17 protein-coding genes are annotated in these 18,711 nt (G+C 61.3%); 1 reads left to right on the top strand and 16 read right to left on the bottom strand.

Annotated elements, in window-relative coordinates; all coding sequences use genetic code 11:
- Window positions 1–9 precede the first annotated feature (9 nt).
- Window positions 10–1,377 (top strand): DUF3179 domain-containing protein, encoded by a 1,368-nt coding sequence (locus ACXAC3_RS09165; protein WP_475159001.1) that lies wholly within the window; start codon window positions 10–12, stop codon window positions 1,375–1,377.
- Here the strand turns inward: ACXAC3_RS09165 and ACXAC3_RS09160 are convergent.
- The 16 genes from ACXAC3_RS09160 to ACXAC3_RS09085 form a co-directional block, all read right to left on the bottom strand.
- Window positions 1,374–3,059 (bottom strand): chloride channel protein, encoded by a 1,686-nt coding sequence (locus ACXAC3_RS09160; protein ID WP_475158999.1) that lies wholly within the window; start codon window positions 3,057–3,059, stop codon window positions 1,374–1,376. The two genes, ACXAC3_RS09165 and ACXAC3_RS09160, sit on opposite strands and share 4 nt — an antisense overlap.
- Window positions 3,060–3,140: 81 nt before the next feature.
- Window positions 3,141–4,790, bottom strand: a complete 1,650-nt coding sequence (recN, locus tag ACXAC3_RS09155; protein WP_475158997.1) for a DNA repair protein RecN — start codon at window positions 4,788–4,790, stop codon at window positions 3,141–3,143.
- Between the two features lie 35 nt (window positions 4,791–4,825).
- A complete protein-coding gene (locus ACXAC3_RS09150; RefSeq protein ID WP_475158995.1) occupies window positions 4,826–5,668 on the bottom strand; it encodes an outer membrane protein assembly factor BamD in 843 nt (280 codons plus the stop codon).
- Between the two features lie 127 nt (window positions 5,669–5,795).
- Window positions 5,796–6,716: a UDP-3-O-acyl-N-acetylglucosamine deacetylase gene (gene lpxC / locus ACXAC3_RS09145; RefSeq protein WP_475158990.1), complete on the bottom strand. Its 921-nt coding sequence runs from the start codon at window positions 6,714–6,716 to the stop codon at window positions 5,796–5,798.
- A 214-nt stretch (window positions 6,717–6,930) separates the two neighbouring features.
- Window positions 6,931–8,556: a cell division protein FtsZ gene (gene ftsZ, locus ACXAC3_RS09140; RefSeq protein ID WP_475158988.1), complete on the bottom strand. Its 1,626-nt coding sequence runs from the start codon at window positions 8,554–8,556 to the stop codon at window positions 6,931–6,933.
- A 348-nt stretch (window positions 8,557–8,904) separates the two neighbouring features.
- Window positions 8,905–9,321, bottom strand: a complete 417-nt coding sequence (locus ACXAC3_RS09135) for a hypothetical protein (RefSeq protein WP_475158987.1) — start codon at window positions 9,319–9,321, stop codon at window positions 8,905–8,907.
- The gene (ftsA, locus tag ACXAC3_RS09130) at window positions 9,308–10,642 is read right to left on the bottom strand and encodes a cell division protein FtsA (protein ID WP_475163394.1); all 1,335 of its coding nucleotides are present in this window, start codon (window positions 10,640–10,642) and stop codon (window positions 9,308–9,310) included. Before ftsA ends, ACXAC3_RS09135 begins: the two co-directional genes overlap by 14 nt.
- A 7-nt stretch (window positions 10,643–10,649) precedes the next feature.
- Entirely contained in the window at window positions 10,650–11,651 is a 1,002-nt protein-coding gene (locus ACXAC3_RS09125; protein ID WP_475158985.1) for a cell division protein FtsQ/DivIB, read from the bottom strand.
- Window positions 11,639–12,556, bottom strand: a complete 918-nt coding sequence (locus ACXAC3_RS09120; RefSeq protein WP_475158983.1) for a D-alanine--D-alanine ligase — start codon at window positions 12,554–12,556, stop codon at window positions 11,639–11,641. Before ACXAC3_RS09120 ends, ACXAC3_RS09125 begins: the two co-directional genes overlap by 13 nt.
- A 107-nt stretch (window positions 12,557–12,663) precedes the next feature.
- Window positions 12,664–13,593, bottom strand: a complete 930-nt coding sequence (gene murB / locus ACXAC3_RS09115; RefSeq protein WP_475158979.1) for a UDP-N-acetylmuramate dehydrogenase — start codon at window positions 13,591–13,593, stop codon at window positions 12,664–12,666.
- Between the two features lie 340 nt (window positions 13,594–13,933).
- The gene (locus tag ACXAC3_RS09110; RefSeq protein WP_475158977.1) at window positions 13,934–14,188 is read right to left on the bottom strand and encodes a DUF2484 family protein; all 255 of its coding nucleotides are present in this window, start codon (window positions 14,186–14,188) and stop codon (window positions 13,934–13,936) included.
- Window positions 14,185–14,430 carry a DUF2484 family protein gene (locus ACXAC3_RS09105; protein WP_475158975.1) on the bottom strand — a complete coding sequence of 82 codons (246 nt, stop codon included), beginning with the start codon at window positions 14,428–14,430 and terminating at the stop codon, window positions 14,185–14,187. Before ACXAC3_RS09105 ends, ACXAC3_RS09110 begins: the two co-directional genes overlap by 4 nt.
- Before the next feature lie 78 nt (window positions 14,431–14,508).
- Window positions 14,509–15,918 carry a UDP-N-acetylmuramate--L-alanine ligase gene (murC, locus tag ACXAC3_RS09100; RefSeq protein WP_475158973.1) on the bottom strand — a complete coding sequence of 470 codons (1,410 nt, stop codon included), beginning with the start codon at window positions 15,916–15,918 and terminating at the stop codon, window positions 14,509–14,511.
- Entirely contained in the window at window positions 15,915–17,012 is a 1,098-nt protein-coding gene (locus ACXAC3_RS09095) for a UDP-N-acetylglucosamine--N-acetylmuramyl-(pentapeptide) pyrophosphoryl-undecaprenol N-acetylglucosamine transferase (protein ID WP_475158971.1), read from the bottom strand. The genes murC and ACXAC3_RS09095 overlap by 4 nt, the downstream gene beginning before the upstream one ends.
- Complete coding sequence (gene ftsW / locus ACXAC3_RS09090) at window positions 17,012–18,175, bottom strand: putative lipid II flippase FtsW (RefSeq protein ID WP_475158969.1); 1,164 nt, start codon at window positions 18,173–18,175, stop codon at window positions 17,012–17,014. Before ftsW ends, ACXAC3_RS09095 begins: the two co-directional genes overlap by 1 nt.
- Before the next feature lie 182 nt (window positions 18,176–18,357).
- A complete protein-coding gene (locus tag ACXAC3_RS09085; protein WP_475158967.1) occupies window positions 18,358–18,693 on the bottom strand; it encodes a cupin domain-containing protein in 336 nt (111 codons plus the stop codon).
- Window positions 18,694–18,711: the final 18 nt, after the last annotated feature.

Raw genomic sequence — 18,711 nt, 5'->3', positions numbered from 1 at the left:
GAGGATGCCATGTCGATCACACGTCGCAGCTTCGCAGGCTTGCTGGGGGCCGGAGCGGTTGCGCCCGGGGCGCTTTGGGCCCAACAGGACCCGGTTCTTGAGGCCGTGCGAACCACCCTATACGGCAGCACGTCCGAATTTGAACAGGGCATGGCTTATCTGGTTCAGCGCGGAAACCCGGACGTTGTCCCGGCCTTGCTGACCGGTATGCGATATGCCCAACGGCGCAGTCGCAAGATCGCGCAGGTGATGGACACCCTGACCGGCGAAGACATCGGCTCCGACTGGTTCGACTGGATGTTGTGGCAGGAAGGAAATCCGCAGCTTGTTCCGCACCCGTCGCTGATTGCGTTCAAACGCGAGGTTCTGCTGGGTATAGACCCGAATTTCAGCGTCTTTCTGCGCCCCGAATACCTGCAACGCAACAGAATGCAGATCCGGCTGGAAGAAATATCCTGGGGCGGCGTGTACAAGGACGGCATCCCCTCGCTGGACAACCCAACTTTGATCGATGCGTCACGTGCAGATTACCTCAAGCCGGACGATCTGGTGTTCGGCGTTTCGATTAACGGGGATGAGCGCGCCTACCCGCTTCGGATCATGGGCTGGCACGAGATGTTCAATGAGGTGATCGGCGGTGTTCCCGTGGCGCTGGCCTATTGTACGCTCTGCGGGTCGGGTATCCTGTTCGAAACAAAGGTCGCGGGGCGTAGCAAGCCGCTGGTCTTTGGTTCATCCGGTTTCCTTTACCGTTCGAACAAGCTGATGTTCGACCGCGAGACGAATTCCCTGTGGAACCAATACACCGGCAAGCCGGTTGTCGGCCCTCTGGTCGACAGCGGTATCGAGCTGAAACAGCGCCCGGTCGTTATCACGACTTGGGAAAGCTGGAAGACCTCGCATCCCGACACGAGGGTTCTGTCGCTCAACACCGGACACCGCAGGAATTACGGTTCAGGTGTTGTCTATCGCGAGTATTTCGCCTCGCCCAACCTGATGTTCCCGGCACTGGTGGATCAGTCGCAGCATCGGCAGAAGGATTACGTCTTTGCCATCCGCCAGTTTGGTGCCGCGCGGGCGTGGCCTCTGGACGCGTTCGACAGAACCCGCGTGATCAACGACGCAATTGCCAGTCGTCCGCTTGTTCTGATCGGCAACCCCGACAAACGCGCGGTGCGGGCCTATGAGCGGAAATCGAACCGTTTCACGGCCTCACAGGCCGGTTTGGTGGATGAGGCCGGGCGGAAATGGACCCTGACCGAAGAGGCGCTGATCGGACCGGACGGCGCGCAATTGCCAAGGGTTGCCGGCCATATTTCTTACTGGTTCGCGTGGGACAACTACCTCGGCGATACGGCGACTGTGTATCGCAACTAGGAATGTTCCTCGGCCGCGGTCGCCGCCAGCGCGCGGTTATAAGCCTTGAGCGCGTCGATATGATACAGCGCACCAACCGGGTTTTCGCACCCGTCCTCGTCAATCACCACAACCGGAATGCAGGGGATGTCATCACGGTCGAAATAGGGCATTGCGGCCTCCAGCGTTGCGCTGGCCTGAACGCACAGACCCTTTTCGATCAGGGCCATTGCCTCGTCTCGGGAAATCGAACGGGCGTCCCCGATGGGCCGCATCACCGCCCCGGCCCGCAACATCGCCAGCAAATATGCCTGCGGTCCCGCGGCCAAGTGCACGTTGCGGCGCTCCAACTGTGTCAGGAAGAAGGACCGATCCACCAGGCGCGAAGCCAGCGCCGTGGACATCGAGACCGAGACCATCACCGCCAGCCCGATCTGCCAGTCACCGGTCAGTTCAAAGACGATCATCGTGGTTGAGATCGGCGCGCCCAGAACTGCGGCAGCTACGGCCCCCATTCCGGCAAACGCATAAAGCGTGTGCGTACCAGACACGTCCGGCAGCAACCCGGTTGCAATCAGACCAAAGGCCAGACCGGTCAGTGCACCGATCATCAGCGAGGGCGAGAAGACGCCGCCGCCCATCCTACCCCCCATCGTGATGGCCAGCGCGACGGTTTTAATGACGGCAAACAGGATCGCCGATGTCAGCAACAGGTCACCGGCCAGAGCGCGGATCGTGGTCTCATACCCAACACCGATAATATGCGGGAACCAGATCGCCAGCAGGCCCAGCATCGCCCCGGACACCGCCGGACGCAGCCAGCGCGGCAGGGACAGGCGGCTCTGGATATGGTTGCCGATATCCTCGGCGAAAAAGATCGAGCGCATCAGCAACAAGGAAACCAAGCCGCAGATTAGCCCCAAAAGCAGAAACGCGGGAAGCTCGACATAGAATTGCAGTGAACCGGGCGTTTCCAGAACAAATTCGGTCACGTCGCCATATTCCAACCGGTTGATCACCGTGCCCGCGACCGATGCTATAACGATGGGGGCAAAGGCATGCACGGCGAAATGGCGCAGCACAACCTCAAGCGCGAACAGAGCGCCGGCGATGGGCGAATTGAAACTGGCCGAAACCGCAGCGGCCACAGCGCAGCCCAGCAGGTCCCGGCCGGTGATGCCGTCTGCATGGATACGGTTGCTGACCCAGGTCGAAATCACGCCGGCCATATGCACGACAGGCCCCTCGCGCCCCGTGGACCCGCCGGTGCTGAGCGTGATCAACGAGGCTAGAAACGATGCGATACCGGCCTTGGTTTCCACTCTGCCATCGGTCACCGCCGCGCCTTCGATCACATCCGCGACCGAACGCACCCGGCCGTCATCGGTGAACCTGTGCAGGATGATACCCACGACCAGACCGCCGATGATCGGCGTGATCAGGATTACGAACCAGGGCAGTTTTTCCGCGTGGCTGTGAAGCAGAAGAATATCCTCGGTATCGTAGACATAAGCTTGCAGCGCCCGGATCGCCTTGCGGAACCCCAGTGCCATGAACCCCGCCGCGATTCCGATGGCCAGCGCGATAAACCAGAACTGGATCTGGCTGGGACCACGACGCAGCATCACCCGCCAGGCGTCCTTGATCGCGGCCAGAGCCTGATTGAGCTGGTTGCGCAGAACGGTGCGGGTTGATTGGGTCATTGGACCTCGGGGATAATTACATATCCTTTAGTAAGCCACGGGGCGCACAGTTAAAAGACGGATCGCGCGGCTGTGAGGACGTCATGCCTCAAGCAGGGCGCGGGCGGCGGCGCGGGCTTCGTCCGTGATGGTGTCACCAGCCACCATGCGGGCAATTTCATCGACGCGATCAGGATCGGCCAATGGAACAACCGTCGACAGGGTCTGCCCGTTGGTGACCTGTTTCTGCACCCGCCAGTGATGTGCCGCGCGGGCGGCAACCTGCGGCGAATGTGTCACCACCAGCACCTGCCCGCCCTGCGCCAGCGACGCCAGACGGCGGCCAACTGCATCGGCAGTCGCGCCGCCGACACCCCGGTCGATTTCGTCGAAGATCATCGTGCGGGCGCTGTCATCACCTGTCAGGCAGACCTTGAGCGCCAGCAAGAACCGGCTGAGTTCCCCGCCCGAGGCGATCTTATTCAGCGGTCCGGACGGCGCGCCGGGGTTGGTTGCAACCGTAAAGGCCACGGCGTCGGTCCCTTCGGGACCGGGATCCGCTGGCGTGATTTCGGTCTGGAACACGGCGCGTTCCATTTTCAACGGGGCCAGCTCCGTCATGACGGCAGCATCCAACTGCCCGGCCGCCTGCCGGCGCGCAGTGCTGAGAACGGCGGCGGCGGCGTCATAGTCGCCCTGCGCGGCCTCGACCGCGGCGTGGTGTTCGGCCAGATCGGCATCGCCCGCATCCAGCCGGTTCAGACGGTCGCGCAGGGTATCGGCAAACGCGCCCAGATCATCTGGGGCGACATCGTGTTTGCGAGCCAGCGCACGGATTGCAAACAGGCGTTCTTCGGCAGCTTCCAGTTCGGCCGGGTTGAAATCAAGCGCCTGCAGACAAGAATTGACGCCATCCTGCGCCTCGCCCAGTTCGATCAGGGCGCGCCCCAGCGCGGCGATCGGTTCTTCTAGCTGTCCGCCTGCAGTGTCCGAGACGCCCTCAAGCCAGCGTACGGCATCGGACATTGCCCCTTCGGCCCCCTCGCCGCCCAGCAAGTCATAAGCACGGGCAACATCGTCACGGATGCGCTCGGCCCCCTGCATCATGCGGCGGCGGGCATCAAGCTCGGCATCCTCGCCCGGCTGAGGGTCCAACTTGTCCAGTTCGGCGACGGCGTGGCGCAGAAACTCTTCTTCGGCGCGCATGGCTGAAAGTGTCGCTTCGGTCTCGGCCAATGCCTTCCGTGCGCGCGACATCTCGGCCCATGCCGCGCGGACGGCCGCGATGTGGTCGCCTGCCCCGGCATAATCATCCAACATCGCCCGGTGTCCACGCGGGTTCAGCAAACCGCGATCGTCGTGCTGGCCGTGCAGTTCGATCAGGGTCTCGGACAGCGCCCGCAAGACCTCGCCTGAACAGCGGCGGTCATTGACCCAGGCGGTTTTGCGACCCTCGGCGGTGTTGACGCGGCGCAGGATCAGTTCCTCGCCACCGGGCAAGCCGGCTTCGGCCAGAATGGCGTGGGCAGGATGGGCGCCATGCAGTTCGAATTCGGCCACAACCTCACCCTGCGCAGCGCCCTGACGCACCAGTTCCGCGCGACCCCGCCAACCCAGCACAAACCCCAGTGAATCCAGAAGGATCGACTTTCCCGCGCCGGTCTCACCGGTCAACGCGTTCAGGCCCGGCTGAAACGTCAGTTCCAGCCGGTCAATGATCAGCATGTCGCGGATATCCAGGGCGCGCAGCATCGGGTCTTAGCGTCCCACGCCTTTAACCATGGCGATTACAACCACTCACCTTTGATTGTCTGGCGATAGATCTGGCTCAGCCAGTTGTTGCCACGGCTCTTGAGGTCCAGGCCGCGCGAGGTCAGCAGCTTGTAGCCTGCGTCATACCATTCAGACGACTGATAGTTATAGCCCAGAATGGCACCCGCCGATTGCGCCTCGTCCACCAGACCCAGCGACAGATATGCCTCGATCAGACGATAGAGCGCTTCTGCCGTGTGGGTGGTGGTCTGAAAATCCTCGACCACGACACGGAACCGGTTGATGGCCGCCGTATAGTGATCCTGACGCAGGTAATAGCGCCCGATCTCCATCTCTTTGCCGGCCAGATGGTCAAAGGCCAAGTCAAATTTCAGCACCGCCGAGGTGGCGTATTCGCTGTCCGGGTACACCTCAATCACGGTGCGCAGGGATTGCAGCGCCTGAAAGGTCAGACCCTGATCACGCCCGACCTCATCGATCTGATCGTAATAACTGAGGGCCAGAAGGTATTGCGCATACGCAGCGTCTTCATCCGTCGGGTAGAAGTCGATATAGCGCTGCGCCGCGGCGCGGCTTTCCTCGTAATTCTCGTCTGCGTGGAACGAAAACGCCTGCATGATCAGCGCCCGTTTGGCCCAGTCCGAATACGGGTACAGGCGCTCTACTTCCGAGAAGTACCACGCCGCATCATCCGAGCGATTTTGCGAAAGCTCGTACTCACCGCGCGTAAAAATCTGTTCTGGAGTGAACCCCTCAAGGTTCTGATCGCGGTCTGCGCCACTGTCGCCGCATGCCGTCAAAACTGCTGCCAGAAGAATTGCCCCTGCGAATCTGACTGCCGCTTTGGTGCCAACCATTCCGCATATCCTTGTCGTATTGCTTATTGGGGCAAGCCCCGGATTGGGGCTTGGTTTAGCACATATAATTCCGGGGCAAAACGCCTTAGTAGGCCCTTTGGCGGAATTGTCGACAGAGTTGATCTATTCAGGCAACTTCGGGGATTTCGTCCCACACCAGCCCCTGTCCCGGCAGGCGCGCGGCCTGTTCGGGTGTGCACAGGACCGGACGAACCGCACCGGGCGTTTCGAACAGTTTGCGCAGCAGCGTGTTGGTCATGGCATGGCCGGATTTGTCACCGGTGAAATGCCCCAGAATCGGGCCACCCGCCAGGTACAGATCCCCCAGCGCGTCCAGCATCTTGTGGCGCACAGCCTCGTCCTCGTGGCGGAAACCGCCCGGGGTCAGCACTTCGTCGCCCTGAACAACAACGGCGTTTTCCAGCGTACCACCAAGGGCCAGACCGTTTTCGCGCATCGCCTCGACATCGGTCCGGCGGCAGAAAGTGCGGCAATCGCTCAGTTCGCGCGCGAACGAGCCGTTGCGCATATCCAGCGTTTTGGTCTGGCTGCCGATGGCGCCATCTTCAAAATCGATATGGAAGTCGATAACCAGCCTGTCCGCGGGCGCGATCGAGGCACTGGCCCCTTCGCGTGTTGCCGTGACAGGCTTGAGAACCTCGAATGCCAGAACCGGGCTGGCCTGACGGCGCACGCCCTTGGTCATGATCCCGCGCACGAACTCAATCGACGAGCCATCCATGATCGGAACTTCGGGGCCATCGATTTCAATCAGCGCGTTGTGCACACCGCAGCCTGCCAGCGCGGCCATGATATGTTCGACAGTCGATACCGAGACGCCTGCTTCGTTCACCAGACGGGTGCAGAGCGGGGTCCGCTCGACCACGTCATAGATCGCAGGGATCAACGCATTGCCCAGCTCGATATCCGTCCGTTTGAACCAGACGCCGTGGCCGGCGGCTGCCGGCTTCAGGACCATCGTCGCAGGCTTGCCGCTGTGCAGCCCGACGCCTGTAAACGTGATCGGAGATTTGAGCGTATGTTGCAAGGTGAACCTCGGTGAGTGGTGTCCGGCCTTTGGTGTGCCGTGTTGGACACTCAGTTAAGGAAGCAAGCGTCAAGGCTCAACTCACTCTTTGTAACTGAATGAAACATGAATGTAACAGATCGGCAAAAGCCTGCTTACAGACAGTCAAGAGGCTGTATTTTAAAAGAAAAGGGCCGCCAAACGGCGACCCTTTTTGGTGATTTTGTTACCGTGATCAGTTGGCTTGACGGCGCAGAAAGGCCGGAATTTCGATCCGGTCCTGCTCGGGGTCGGCCTCATCATGCGCAGGTGCCGTGGCGTCAGATTGGCGCATCACGGGCTGCTGACGGACTGGTTGAGCGGGTGTATCCGCCGCGTGACCGGTCATCCGGTCGATCAGGCGGTTAAAGCCAAACCGGGGCCGATCCTGCGCATCTGCCTGTGGCTCGGCGGCCGGTTGCGGCGTCTGAGGGCGAACCATTGACGGGCTCCGCTCGGACGCGGGCACGTTCTGCACCGCGGCCTGCAAACGCTGCAGCGCTTCGGGTGATGGCGTGCCTGCGGCGGCCTGTGGCTGGGGCGCGACATAGTTCTCCGGGGCGGGCTCGACCGGCTCTGGTGTCGGTTCAAATTCCGCAACGCGCGGCTGGTAGGCCGGCGGCGGCAGACCGTCATCATCCTGTTCGACCTGCGGCTGGAACTGCGGCTGCGCCGGCTCTTCGGCCGTTTCAAACAGCGACGGTTCCCGATTCACCTCTGTCGGCTGCATTGCAGCTTCGACAGGCTCGGGCGCAGCGGCGGGGGTCTCATCCTGCTGCGGTTCCTCTGCCGTAACGGTACGGGTCAGCGGTGCCGACATCGAGCGACGCGCAACCGGCACATCGTCGTGCTTTTCGCTGGCGTCGATACCTGTCGCCACGACCGAAACGCGCATGCCGCCTTCCATCGCGGTATCCAGGGTCGAACCGACGATGATGTTGGCTTCGGGGTCCACTTCCTCGCGGATGCGGTTGGCAGCTTCGTCCAGTTCGAACAGCGTCAGGTCGTGCGAGCCGGTGATGTTGATCAACACGCCTTTGGCGCCCTTCAGGCTGATTTCATCCAGCAGCGGGTTGGCAATCGCCTTCTCAGCCGCCTGAACCGCGCGATCTTCGCCGGTGGCTTCACCAGTACCCATCATCGCCTTGCCCATTTCGTCCATCACGGCGCGAACATCGGCAAAGTCGAGGTTGATCAGGCCCGGGCGCACCATCAGGTCGGTTACGCCTTTAACACCCTGATACAAAACGTCGTCCGCCATCGAGAACGCCTCGGTGAAGGTCGTCTTTTCGTTAGCCAGACGGAACAGGTTCTGGTTCGGGATGATGATCAGCGTGTCGACGACCTTTTGCAGTGCATCCACGCCGTCCTCGGCCTGACGCATCCGCTTGGCGCCTTCGAATTGGAAGGGTTTGGTGACAACGCCGACGGTCAGAACGCCCAGTTCACGGGCAGCCTGCGCGATGATCGGCGCCGCCCCCGTTCCTGTGCCGCCACCCATACCAGCAGTGATAAAACACATATGTGCGCCAGCCAGATGATCGACGATCTGTTCGATGCTTTCCTCGGCTGCGGCGGCACCTACGGTCGGGCGCGCCCCTGCGCCAAGACCCTCGGTGACCTTGACGCCCAGCTGCACCCGCGCGGACGATTGGCTTTGTTGCAGCGCCTGCGCGTCAGTGTTGGCGACCACGAAATCGACGCCGTCCAGCTGTTTTTCAATCATGTTGTTGACAGCGTTGCCGCCTGCACCGCCAACGCCAAAAACTGTAATCCGAGGCTTCAGTTCGTCGTGCCCGGGCATCGAAAGATTCAATGTCATGCTCTGTCCGCCTGTTTTATTGACCCGCCAAAGCGGTGTTTTTCTTACCTATCCGCTAACAATTCTACCGCTCGAAACCGCAAAGGTCACGCCAAAAATCGCGCGAATCCACAAAATATGGAGGAAATAAGGCAGCAGGCGGCGGTATTTCGCGTTGATCGCCAGATATTGCGGAGTGGCCCCCGGACACCACAAAACAAGCGACTCGCGCGGCGTCGCCGAAACGCGCGTCACTTAGGGGCTTGCGACTTATCTGGTTGCGGTAAACTGCTCAGGTCCTGCCGCGGGGCCTCTGACGGGCCTTGTGGATATCTTGCTGGATTATGGCGTGGCCTGCAACCCGTTTCTTTAGCTAATTGGGGCACTTGGGCAATTCAAACCGTCCTCGGTCATGCTGCGCACCTCTTGAATCTCCGCGTTGGAAAAGGTGGCCAACCGGACCATCAGACGGTCTTCGTACAGGAACGGCCACCAGCATACCGGCAGCCCGTCCCGGTCATCTTCGTACAAAAAGCAGATTTGCCCGTTGGGCGTTGTGATCTGACCATAGACGCAGCCGCGCCCGACCATGCGCCAGACTGACCGCGTCGGGCTAAGGAATTCCTCTGTCCCAACCAGAATTCCGCTGGGATAGTCATGAAACTTGACGGTCTTGCCTTGCACCGCATTCAGGAAAGCTTCGGGTGTGATGCGCGTCTGGGCCTGCGCCGCCAACGGGGTCAGGGCGATCAGCGCCGCAATCCGCGCGAACTTACCAATTGTCACGGAACCAGCGCACGGCACGCTTGAAGGGTCGCGCGGAATAGGTGTCGACCGGGATTTCGAAGTCCCACCATTCGTCCTGGGGATGCGCCGCAAACAGGCTGAGCCCGACCGCAGACGAAAACGCCGGCCCGGTCGCCGATTGCGGCAGGCCATGTACACGCAGCGGGCGGCCCAGCCGCACCCGTTGCCCCAGTATACGCGTGGCCAGCCCGTCCAGCCCCATGATCTGGCTGCCGCCACCCGTCAGAACGATCTGCTGGATCGGCATATGGTCAAACCCCGCAGCGTCCAGGCGGATACGGACCTCTTCCAGAATTTCCTCGACACGCGGACGCATGATGCCGATCAGTTCGGCCCGGCTGACCGTGCGGCGGTCATGTTCCCAGTCGCCGGTATCGCCGCCGATATCAATCAGATCACGGTCGTCGGCACCGGTCGCGTGGACACCCCCGTTAAAGGTCTTGATCCGTTCGGCCACCGCCGTCGGAATGCCCAGACCCATCGAGATATCAGCTGTGACGTGATCTCCGCCCATCCGCACGCAATCGGCGTAAATCATATGTTTTTTCATGAAGATCGACACGCTGGTCGTACCGCCACCCATGTCGATGCAGGCCGCGCCGAGTTCCTGTTCGTCCTCAACCAGCGCGGAAATGCCCGACACATAGGCCGAGTTTGCGATCCCCGCCAATTCCAGATCACAGCGCTTGATGCAGCGCACAATGTTCTGGATCGCCACGGCATCGACGGTCAGCATATGCATGTCCACCGCCAGCGATTGCCCCATCTGCCCGCGCGGGTCGATCAGGCCCGAGCGGTTGTCCAGCGCGAAATTTACCGGTTGCGCATGCAGCACCTCGCGCCCCGCGCCATAGTCAGGCACGTCACAGGCGTTCAGGACCCGGCCAACCTCGGCCTCGGTCACCAGTTGCCCCTCAAGATCGACCTGCGCATCCAGACCGTATGAGCGCGGATTGGCACCCGAAAAACAGGCGATCACGTGGTCCACGCGAATATCGGCCATTTTCTGCGTCGCCTGCAGAACCGTGCGGATGGCGCTTTCCGTCTCCTGCATTGCCGAGACTTCGCCGAACTTCACACCGCGCGAACGGGTGGTTCTGGCCCCGATCACGCGGAACCCGGTCTGACCGGCCATTGATCCGATGCTGTTGTCTTCGCTCAGGCGTCCGGTGCCATCGAACCGCAACACGAGGCAGGCAATCTTGGAACTGCCGATATCCAGAATGGCAACCACGCCGCGTTGCATCGCCTGCCTGCGCATCTGCCGCATGGCACGCTGGGACTGATAGAGATCGGTCATCATGGTCTTACTGCTCGCTACCCACTGTCACTTTTGTATTCCACCAGTCTTCGCTGGCGGCTTTGGTCATTCTGATCGTCGGACGTTGCCCAAGGCGCATGTCAACCACCGCCACGTCGCGTTCCAGAAGGTCCTGCACCTCGTTCACGGCCAGAACACGCTCCAGCGCGCGTACCGGTCTGTCGGTCGGCAACATGATGCGTTGACCGCGGTCCAGAACCAGATCCCAGCGGCGCTCGCCAATACGAACCAGCCCGCGCACGCGCGCGCCCAGACTGCGAGCGGTGGTCAAAAGCTCCAGCGCCTCGGCCACATGGGCATCCGCACCCCTGCCTGCGATCAACGGCAGGTTGGCATGGTCCTTACGAGAGGCGATGCGTTCCACATGGGCGCCTGTTTCGTCCAGCAATTCGATCCCGCTTCGGGTTCGCCAGACAATGACCGGCTGACGCTCGACCACGTCCACCTGCAAAACCCCCCCCGGGCGTACGCGCACGGTCGCCGATTTTACCGGGTCCAGCCCGGTGATCGTGTCGCGGATCTGCTCGACATCCAGATCCCAGGAACTGATGGGGAAATCCAGCGGAACCACTTCGCGAATATCGTCCGACAGGCCAGTACCCGCACCGTCGATGGCCATCAGGTTGACCATGAATTCCGGGCGCTGCTGGATTGAGATTTTGAGGTCGTTCACATAGGCCACCACCGCCTCGCGGCGGTGTTCGGCCCCAAAGTAGAATCCCACCGCGGCACAAATCACGAAAACCGGCAGCCCGAATTTCAACCCTCGTCGAATGCCGGGCGTCAGCATCCACCGTTGCAGCCGGTAGCTGAGCCTTGATGGCGCCGGGTCGAACCGCCGCGATTTGCGCCCGAATAGCCGCGCGCCGCGCAGGCGCAGCTTTGGCCCGGTGCCGGATCGGACACCCGATTCAAAATCGGCATCTGGCCCGGCCACCTGTTTCTTGCGGTGGATCACCGGGGCGCGGGTGGCTCTTAGCGGTCGCATGACGCGTCCTCCACCATCCAGGCGCAGAGCTGCCCGAAACTCATGCCCAGATGCGCCGCCTGTTCCGGCACCAGCGATGTCGGCGTCATGCCGGGCTGCGTGTTGGTTTCCAGCAGAAACAACCCGTCCGCCCCCAGGCTGTCATCCCAGCGGTAATCCGTTCGGCTGACACCTCTGCAGCCAAGGGCATTATGGGCGCGCAGGGCATAGTCCATGCAGCGGTCAAAAATGCCCTGCGGGATTTCCGCAGGCACCACATGCCACGAACCGCCGGGCTTGTACTTGGCGTCGTAGTCGTACCAGCCGCCATCGGTCATGATCTCGGTTACAGACAGGGCGCGGTCGCCCATCACGGTCACCGTCAGTTCACGCCCTGCCACATATTTCTCGACCATGATGTGTTCGGGCATGTCGTCCGACAGCTGCGGCGGACCGTTGGATCCCTCATGCACGATGTAAATGCCGACGCTGGAGCCTTCGTTGTTGGGCTTGGCCACATAGGGCGGTTCCATCACGTGGGCCCGGGCAACTTCGATCTTGGGCACGATCACGCTGGGAACAACCGGCAGCCCTTCGGCCTGATAGACCTCTTTGCTGCGCTGCTTGTCCATGGCAAGGGCCGAAGCCAGCACACCGGAATGCGTGTAGGGGATCCGCATCCATTCCAGCAGACCCTGCACACAGCCATCCTCGCCCCAGCGGCCATGCAGAGCGTTAAAAACCACATCCGGCTTAATGTCCAAAAGGCGCGCATAGAGGTCGGGACCTGCGTCCAGTTCGACCACTTCAAAGCCTTCTCCCACAAGGGCGGCTGCGCATTCGCGCCCAGAGCTGAGAGACACCTCGCGTTCCGCCGAGGGTCCACCCATCAATACCGCCACTTTGGGGTTTGTCCTGCTCGACATACCCAACGTGCGCCTCAATGTCCCCGGACCTTATGTCGTGGTCCGTACTGCGTTATGCCTTTGATCCGTCACCTGAATTTGCCTGTTTTGGTCTGACGGCTGGGGCTTTATTCCTTCAGCGGATCACCGACCCGCATGATTTCCCACTCTAGCGTGATGCCGCTTGTTTCGTAAACCTTTTTTCGCACCTCCTCCCCCAGACCTTCGAGGTCGGCAGCGGTAGCAGTGCCAGTGTTGATCAGGAAATTCGAATGCTTGGGACTCATCTGCGCGCCACCTTTTGTCGCGCCGCGCATCCCCGCATCATCAATCACTTTCCACGCCTTCAGATCATGCACATCATCCGCCCGCCCGGTCGAGGAAAACCCGGCCGGGTTGCGGAACGTCGATCCGGCGCTGCGGTCCTTGGTGGGCTGTGTTTCATCGCGCTTTTGCAACTGCGCCGCCATGCGACCATGCAACTCTTCCGGATCACCAGCAGAGCCTTCGAATGTGGCCGAGACCAGCACTGCCCCTTCCGGCAGGTCAGACTGGCGGTAGCGGAAGTTCAGATCCTCTGGTGTCAGATCAACGACATTCCCCTGCCGGGTAACAACGGTCGCTTTACGCAGCACATCCGCTGTATAGCTGCCATAGCAACCCGCGTTCATCCGCACCGCACCACCGATGGAACCGGGGATGGTGCGCAGAAAGGTCAGGTCGACGCCCGCATCCGCCGCCTTGCGTGCAACATGCGCATCCAGCGCCGCCGCACCTGCGGTGACAATGTTGCCGTCGACGGATATCCCGTTGAACCCGCGACCAAGGCGGATCACCACGGCGCGCAGCCCGCCGTCCCGCACGATCAGGTTGGAACCGACGCCCATCGGGAAAACCGGCGTATCTGCGGGCAGTTCGCGCAAAAAGTTCCGCAGATCGTCAATGTCCGCCGGCTGAAACAGATAATCCGCCGGGCCGCCGACCCGGAGCCAGGTGAGGTCGTTTAGAAACCTGTTTTCGGAAAGTTTGCCGCGAACGGGAAGCGATGTAAGTGTCATTGCCACCTTCTAGCCGCGACGATCCGGGTTGTCATCCAGAGATCAACGACATTTCAGCGACTGCCTGCCACTGTCCGCAATAGTCCGACCAAACCGCCAAGGACAGCTCCTGATAACGCAGGTACGATCAGGACCCAGAACAACACGAACCGGAGGTAATCGACGTCCAGCGGTGCGCCGCCCCTCTCCGAAGCAACGGTAAGAACGGACAAAAGGACCAAAACCGCAATCTGGCAAACGACGATCCAAACGTGGCCCCGTCTGGCAAGTGAATGCGTCACGGCGGTCGTCCCCAGAAACGAACCTACGGCGAGCAGCGCAAAAAGGATCGCTGCTGCGATCAATAGTGATGCCGCCCGATCCGCCGCAACCACCGCCCCAGATAAATCACCGGCCAGCGCAGCACGGACATGCCGGCCGCCAGCACCAGTAATCCGATCCATGGGCCGTTCTCATAGGTGACATATCCCAAAATCGGGATACCCACCGCAATCAGGACATAGGCGCGGGTCCAGTGGTTGTCCTTGCTGGGCAGCATTGCAAGAACATTCGCGGCTATCCCCCACAGGGCGGCAAGAGCGATGGACCAGCTCATTCCCCGACCTCCTGCCCGGTCCAGCGATGCCAGTAGTGCCGGATCGGATTGCGGAACATCGACGCAAAGGCGGCAAAGGCCAGAACCGAAAAGAACCAGCCGAAATCATGCCCCAGCCAGACGATCAGGGCAGGCGCTGAAACAAACAGCACGACCCCAGGTGGAAACTGCAGACGCATCGGCAACATGGCCACGATTGTCGAGGCCACGACCCATAAGCCTGCGAATACCACCGAATACACCAATTGCCCCTCCGAGGACGTCATTTCTGCGGTTGCGAGGTCACACTTTAAAGTTGCGCCTCAGCAGAGTCCATCGCGTTAGACAGCTTGTTTTTGTTGCAAACGTTCGGGCAGGCCGTTGGCCCAGACGCTGATCGTGCCGGCCCCAAGGCAGACAACCATGTCGCCTGGGCGGGCCTGTTCGCGCACCAGACGCACCAGATCGCCTTCGTCCAGCAATGCGCGGGCGTGGCGGTGACCGTGGCGGATCAGACCCTGCACCAGATCATCGCGGCCTGCGCCTTCGATGGGGTCTTCGCTTGCCGCGAATACTTCGGCGATGGCCACGACGTCGGCATCGTTGAAACAGGTACAGAAATCGTCGAACAGGTTGGACAGGCGGGAATAGCGGTGCGGTTGATGCACGGCGATGACGCGGCCCTCGGTGGCCTGACGAGCGGCCTTCAGAACAGCCGCAATTTCAACCGGGTGGTGGCCGTAATCGTCGATGATGGTGACGCCGTCGACTTCGCCCACCTTGGTAAAGCGCCGGTTGACGCCGCCAAAATTGGCCAGCGCGTCGCGGATCTCGCTGGCCTTCATGCCCAGATGGCGCGCGACGGCAACTGCGGAAAGCGCGTTCGAGACGTTGTGATCCCCCGGCATCGGCAAGGTGCAACCCTCGATCACGGTGTCTTCGTATTGCAGATGGATATCAAAATGCGCGACACCGCCCTTATAGGTCAGGTTCACCGCCCGCACATCAGCCTGCGCGTTGAAGCCATAGGTGCGCACGCGGCGGTCGGTGATACGACCCACCAGCGTCTGAACCTCGGTGTGATCGGTGCAGCAGACCGCCAGACCGTAGAACGGCAGGTTCGAGACAAATTCGTGGAAGCCGTCGCGTAGCCGGTCGAAATCGCCCCAATGCTCCATATGCTCGGGGTCGATATTGGTGACGATGGCGATGGTCGCCGGCAGGCGGTTGAACGAGCCGTCGGATTCGTCGGCCTCGACCACCATCCATTCACCCTGCCCCATCCGCGCGTTCGACCCATAGGCGTGGATGATGCCACCATTGATCACGGTCGGATCGAAATCGCCCGCCACCATAAGCTCGGCCATCATCGTCGTTGTGGTGGTCTTGCCGTGGGTGCCTGCAATGGCGATGTTGGATTTCAGGCGCATAAGTTCGGCCAGCATGTCGGCCCGGCGCACCACCGGCAGACCCTGCGCGCGCGCGCCGTCCAGTTCCGGGTTGCCCGGCTTGATCGCGGTCGAAACCACCACGACTGCGGCGTTTTCCAGGTTATCGGCGCGCTGGCCAACAAAAATCTCGGCCCCCAAACCGGCCAGGCGGTCGGTGATCTTGGACGCCTTCAAGTCGGACCCCTGCACCCGGTAGCCCAGATTCAAAAGCACCTCGGCAATGCCGGACATCCCGATGCCGCCGATCCCAACGAAGTGAATCGGCCCTACGTCTTGCGGCAGTTTGGTTGCGGGATTCATGCGGTCTCCTTCTGCGCCAGTTGCTCGACAAGGGCCACAAGACGCTCGGTCGCGTCGGGGGCGCCGGTCGATAGGGCGGCATGGGCCATCTTTTGCGCGGCTTCGGGGTTGGTCAGAACTGCGGTGATTTGCTCGGTCAGGGCGGGAACGTCAAGCACGTTTTCAGGGATCATGATCGCGCCACCTGCCTGAACCAGCCCGCGCGCGTTTGCGGTTTGATGGTCGCCTGCGGCGGCGGCAAAGGGGATCAGGATCGAAGGCCGCCCGATCACCGAAATATCCGCGACGCTGGACGCGCCAGAGCGGCTGATCACCAACTGCGCGTCCGACATGCGGCGGGGAACATCCTGAAAGAACGGTTTGACCTCGGCCCGGATACCGTTATCGGCGTAAAACGCGGTTACCCGCTCACCATCCTCGTCGCGGGCCTGATGCGCAACGCGGATATGGCTGCGCAGGTTTTCCGGCAGAGCGGCAATTGCATCGGGCACCACATCGCTGAGGATACGGGCCCCTTGCGATCCGCCCATCACCAGGATCGACATCGGGTATTCACCGGGCGGGATGTACCCCGCGGCCTCTCGCTCCAGCACCGCAGCACGCACGGGATTGCCAGTGTGGATACCCTTCGCCCCTTGGGGCAGATCCGTGGGCCAGACACCACAGGCCACGTGCGACACGCGCGAGGCAAACAGCTGGTTCACACGCCCCAGAACCCCGTTCTGTTCGTGGATCATGCGCGGGATCTTTAGCATCGTCGCCGCACCCAGCGCAGGGATCGAGGGGTATCCGCCGAACCCCACCACGACATCGGGCTTGTCGCGCATCATCTGCACCGCCATCCCGGTCACCCCCGCCGCGATCTTGGGTCCGGCCAACGCCTTTTCGGCAAGACCGCCGCGCGCGAAAGTAGCCGATGAGGCCTGAACAATCTCGGTCGAATGGGGAAAGCCACCGGTATAGCGCGCGCCGCGGGCATCCGTGGACAGGCGCACCCGCCAGCCCTTGTGCAGCATCGCCTCAGCCAGCGCCTGCGCCGGAAACATATGGCCTCCGGTGCCGCCAGCCGCAATCAACAGGTAGGGTATTTCCATTATCCTCGTCCGCGCAGAATGTCGCCAAGTTCGCCCTGTGGGCGGTTTCGGGTAAACGCCAAAAGCATGCCGATCGCAATGCCCCCCGCGATCAGCGACGAGCCACCGTAACTGACGAATGGCAGCGTCATGCCTTTGGCAGGCAGCAACCGGACGGCCACGCCCATGTTGATCATCGCCTGCACGCCGAACATGCAGGCCAGACCGGTGCCCGCCAGCCGGATGAACATGTCCCGCTCGCGCATCAGCCGCAACAGTGACCGAACGACAATCAGCGAATAGAGCGCGATGATGATCAGAACGAGGATCAGACCGTATTCCTCGGCCGCGACGGCGATAATGAAATCGGTGTGAGCATCGGGCAGCGACCACTTCACCTGACCTTCACCCACGCCGACACCAAAAAGGCCGCCTTCGCGAATGGCGTTGGTGGCATAGCCAAGCTGAGTGGTTGGGTCGACCTCCTGATTGAGAAAGCCGTCAATGCGGCGGGCGAAATGCTCGGAGTTCGAATAAGCGAACATGCCGCCCATGACGACGGCGCCAGCCATACCGACCAGTAGCATCATCGGCGCCCCGGCAACGAAATACATCACGCCCCAGCCAAACAGGATCAGGCAAGCCTGCCCGAAATCGGGTTGCAGAACCAGCATCGCAACAATGGCCATACACAGCGCGAAGGACCACAACCGCCCCGGCGGGCCGTTAATTTCCTGTGACGCCGCCAGAAGCCACGCCGCCACCACGATAAAGCCGGGTTTCAAAAACTCGGACGGTTGCAGAGAGGCAAAGCCCAGCGAGTACCAACGCACCGCGCCTTTGCCAAAATCGGTGCCGAAAACCGGCAGGAAAACCAGCGCCACAAAGGCCGCCAGAAAGCCCAGAACCGCCAGCCGCCGCACCAGTATCGGCGACATCATCGAGGTCAGCAGCATCGCGATCAGCGCCAGCCCGCCAAAAAGCGCCTGACGTTCGACATAGTGGAAAGGATCGAACCCGTTGCGCCCGGCCAAAGGCGGCGATGAGGCCAGCCCCAGCAACAACCCGATGACAAACAGGATCAGCACGCAGGACATTGTCCAGCGATCAATCGTTCGCCACCACTTTGGTAGAATCGGTTCGCCGCGCTGGTCCTGGACCGCGCCATACACCATCTCAGTCATGAGATACCGCCACTCTCTGCCTCGCTCACGTCCCGTTTTCGGGATCTGATTGAGAGTCTACAGGGAATTTGGCGATTGGGCTAGCGGAATGACGGGCAGGCGCAGAAATCCACTTAACAAAAGCGCGGAACCGACGGCGTTCAAATCCGTGAGAGGCAAAAACCGCGCCTGCCGTGTTCAGGTCATGCTTTGATCGGATACCTGTCAGGCTCTTCAAACACGTCGATGACCTTTGTACCGGCCTTGATAACGCCGCCATGCTCAACCCCGGCCGGAATCGAATAGCTGTCGCCGGGGCGATAGGTTCTGGCCTCGCCGCCAATAGTCAGTTCAACAGCGCCGGCAACAACCGTTCCCCACTGGGCGCCATGGGCATGCAAGGGGAGCTCCATGTCCTGAAGAAACGTGAAAAAGGCGACCAGACCGGCATCTGACCGCACGACTGACGTCTGGACCACATCGTCCGGAAAGGGCACGTCCAGCTTAGGAAATGCTGAAATAAACTCGGGGAATTGCATCGGCTATCCTTCTTCGCT

Source organism: Ruegeria sp. ABV4_181, from assembly GCF_056158465.1.
This window is presented reverse-complemented; position numbering and strand designations above follow the sequence as displayed.

Bases quoted from the DNA above. Each gene is read 5' to 3' on its own strand.
- ACXAC3_RS09165 (WP_475159001.1), top strand. From the start codon at position 10: ATGTCGATCACACGTCGCAGCTTCGCAGGCTTGCTGGGGGCCGGAGCG.
- ACXAC3_RS09160 (WP_475158999.1), bottom strand. From the start codon at position 3,059: ATGACCCAATCAACCCGCACCGTTCTGCGCAACCAGCTCAATCAGGCT.
- recN (WP_475158997.1), bottom strand. From the start codon at position 4,790: ATGCTGCGCGCCCTGGATATCCGCGACATGCTGATCATTGACCGGCTG.
- ACXAC3_RS09150 (WP_475158995.1), bottom strand. From the start codon at position 5,668: ATGGTTGGCACCAAAGCGGCAGTCAGATTCGCAGGGGCAATTCTTCTG.
- ftsZ (WP_475158988.1), bottom strand. From the start codon at position 8,556: ATGACATTGAATCTTTCGATGCCCGGGCACGACGAACTGAAGCCTCGG.
- ftsA (WP_475163394.1), bottom strand. From the start codon at position 10,642: ATGACCGATCTCTATCAGTCCCAGCGTGCCATGCGGCAGATGCGCAGG.
- ACXAC3_RS09125 (WP_475158985.1), bottom strand. From the start codon at position 11,651: ATGCGACCGCTAAGAGCCACCCGCGCCCCGGTGATCCACCGCAAGAAA.
- ACXAC3_RS09120 (WP_475158983.1), bottom strand. From the start codon at position 12,556: ATGTCGAGCAGGACAAACCCCAAAGTGGCGGTATTGATGGGTGGACCC.
- murB (WP_475158979.1), bottom strand. From the start codon at position 13,593: ATGACACTTACATCGCTTCCCGTTCGCGGCAAACTTTCCGAAAACAGG.
- ACXAC3_RS09110 (WP_475158977.1), bottom strand. From the start codon at position 14,188: ATGAGCTGGTCCATCGCTCTTGCCGCCCTGTGGGGGATAGCCGCGAAT.
- murC (WP_475158973.1), bottom strand. From the start codon at position 15,918: ATGAATCCCGCAACCAAACTGCCGCAAGACGTAGGGCCGATTCACTTC.
- ACXAC3_RS09095 (WP_475158971.1), bottom strand. From the start codon at position 17,012: ATGGAAATACCCTACCTGTTGATTGCGGCTGGCGGCACCGGAGGCCAT.
- ftsW (WP_475158969.1), bottom strand. From the start codon at position 18,175: ATGACTGAGATGGTGTATGGCGCGGTCCAGGACCAGCGCGGCGAACCG.
- ACXAC3_RS09085 (WP_475158967.1), bottom strand. From the start codon at position 18,693: ATGCAATTCCCCGAGTTTATTTCAGCATTTCCTAAGCTGGACGTGCCC.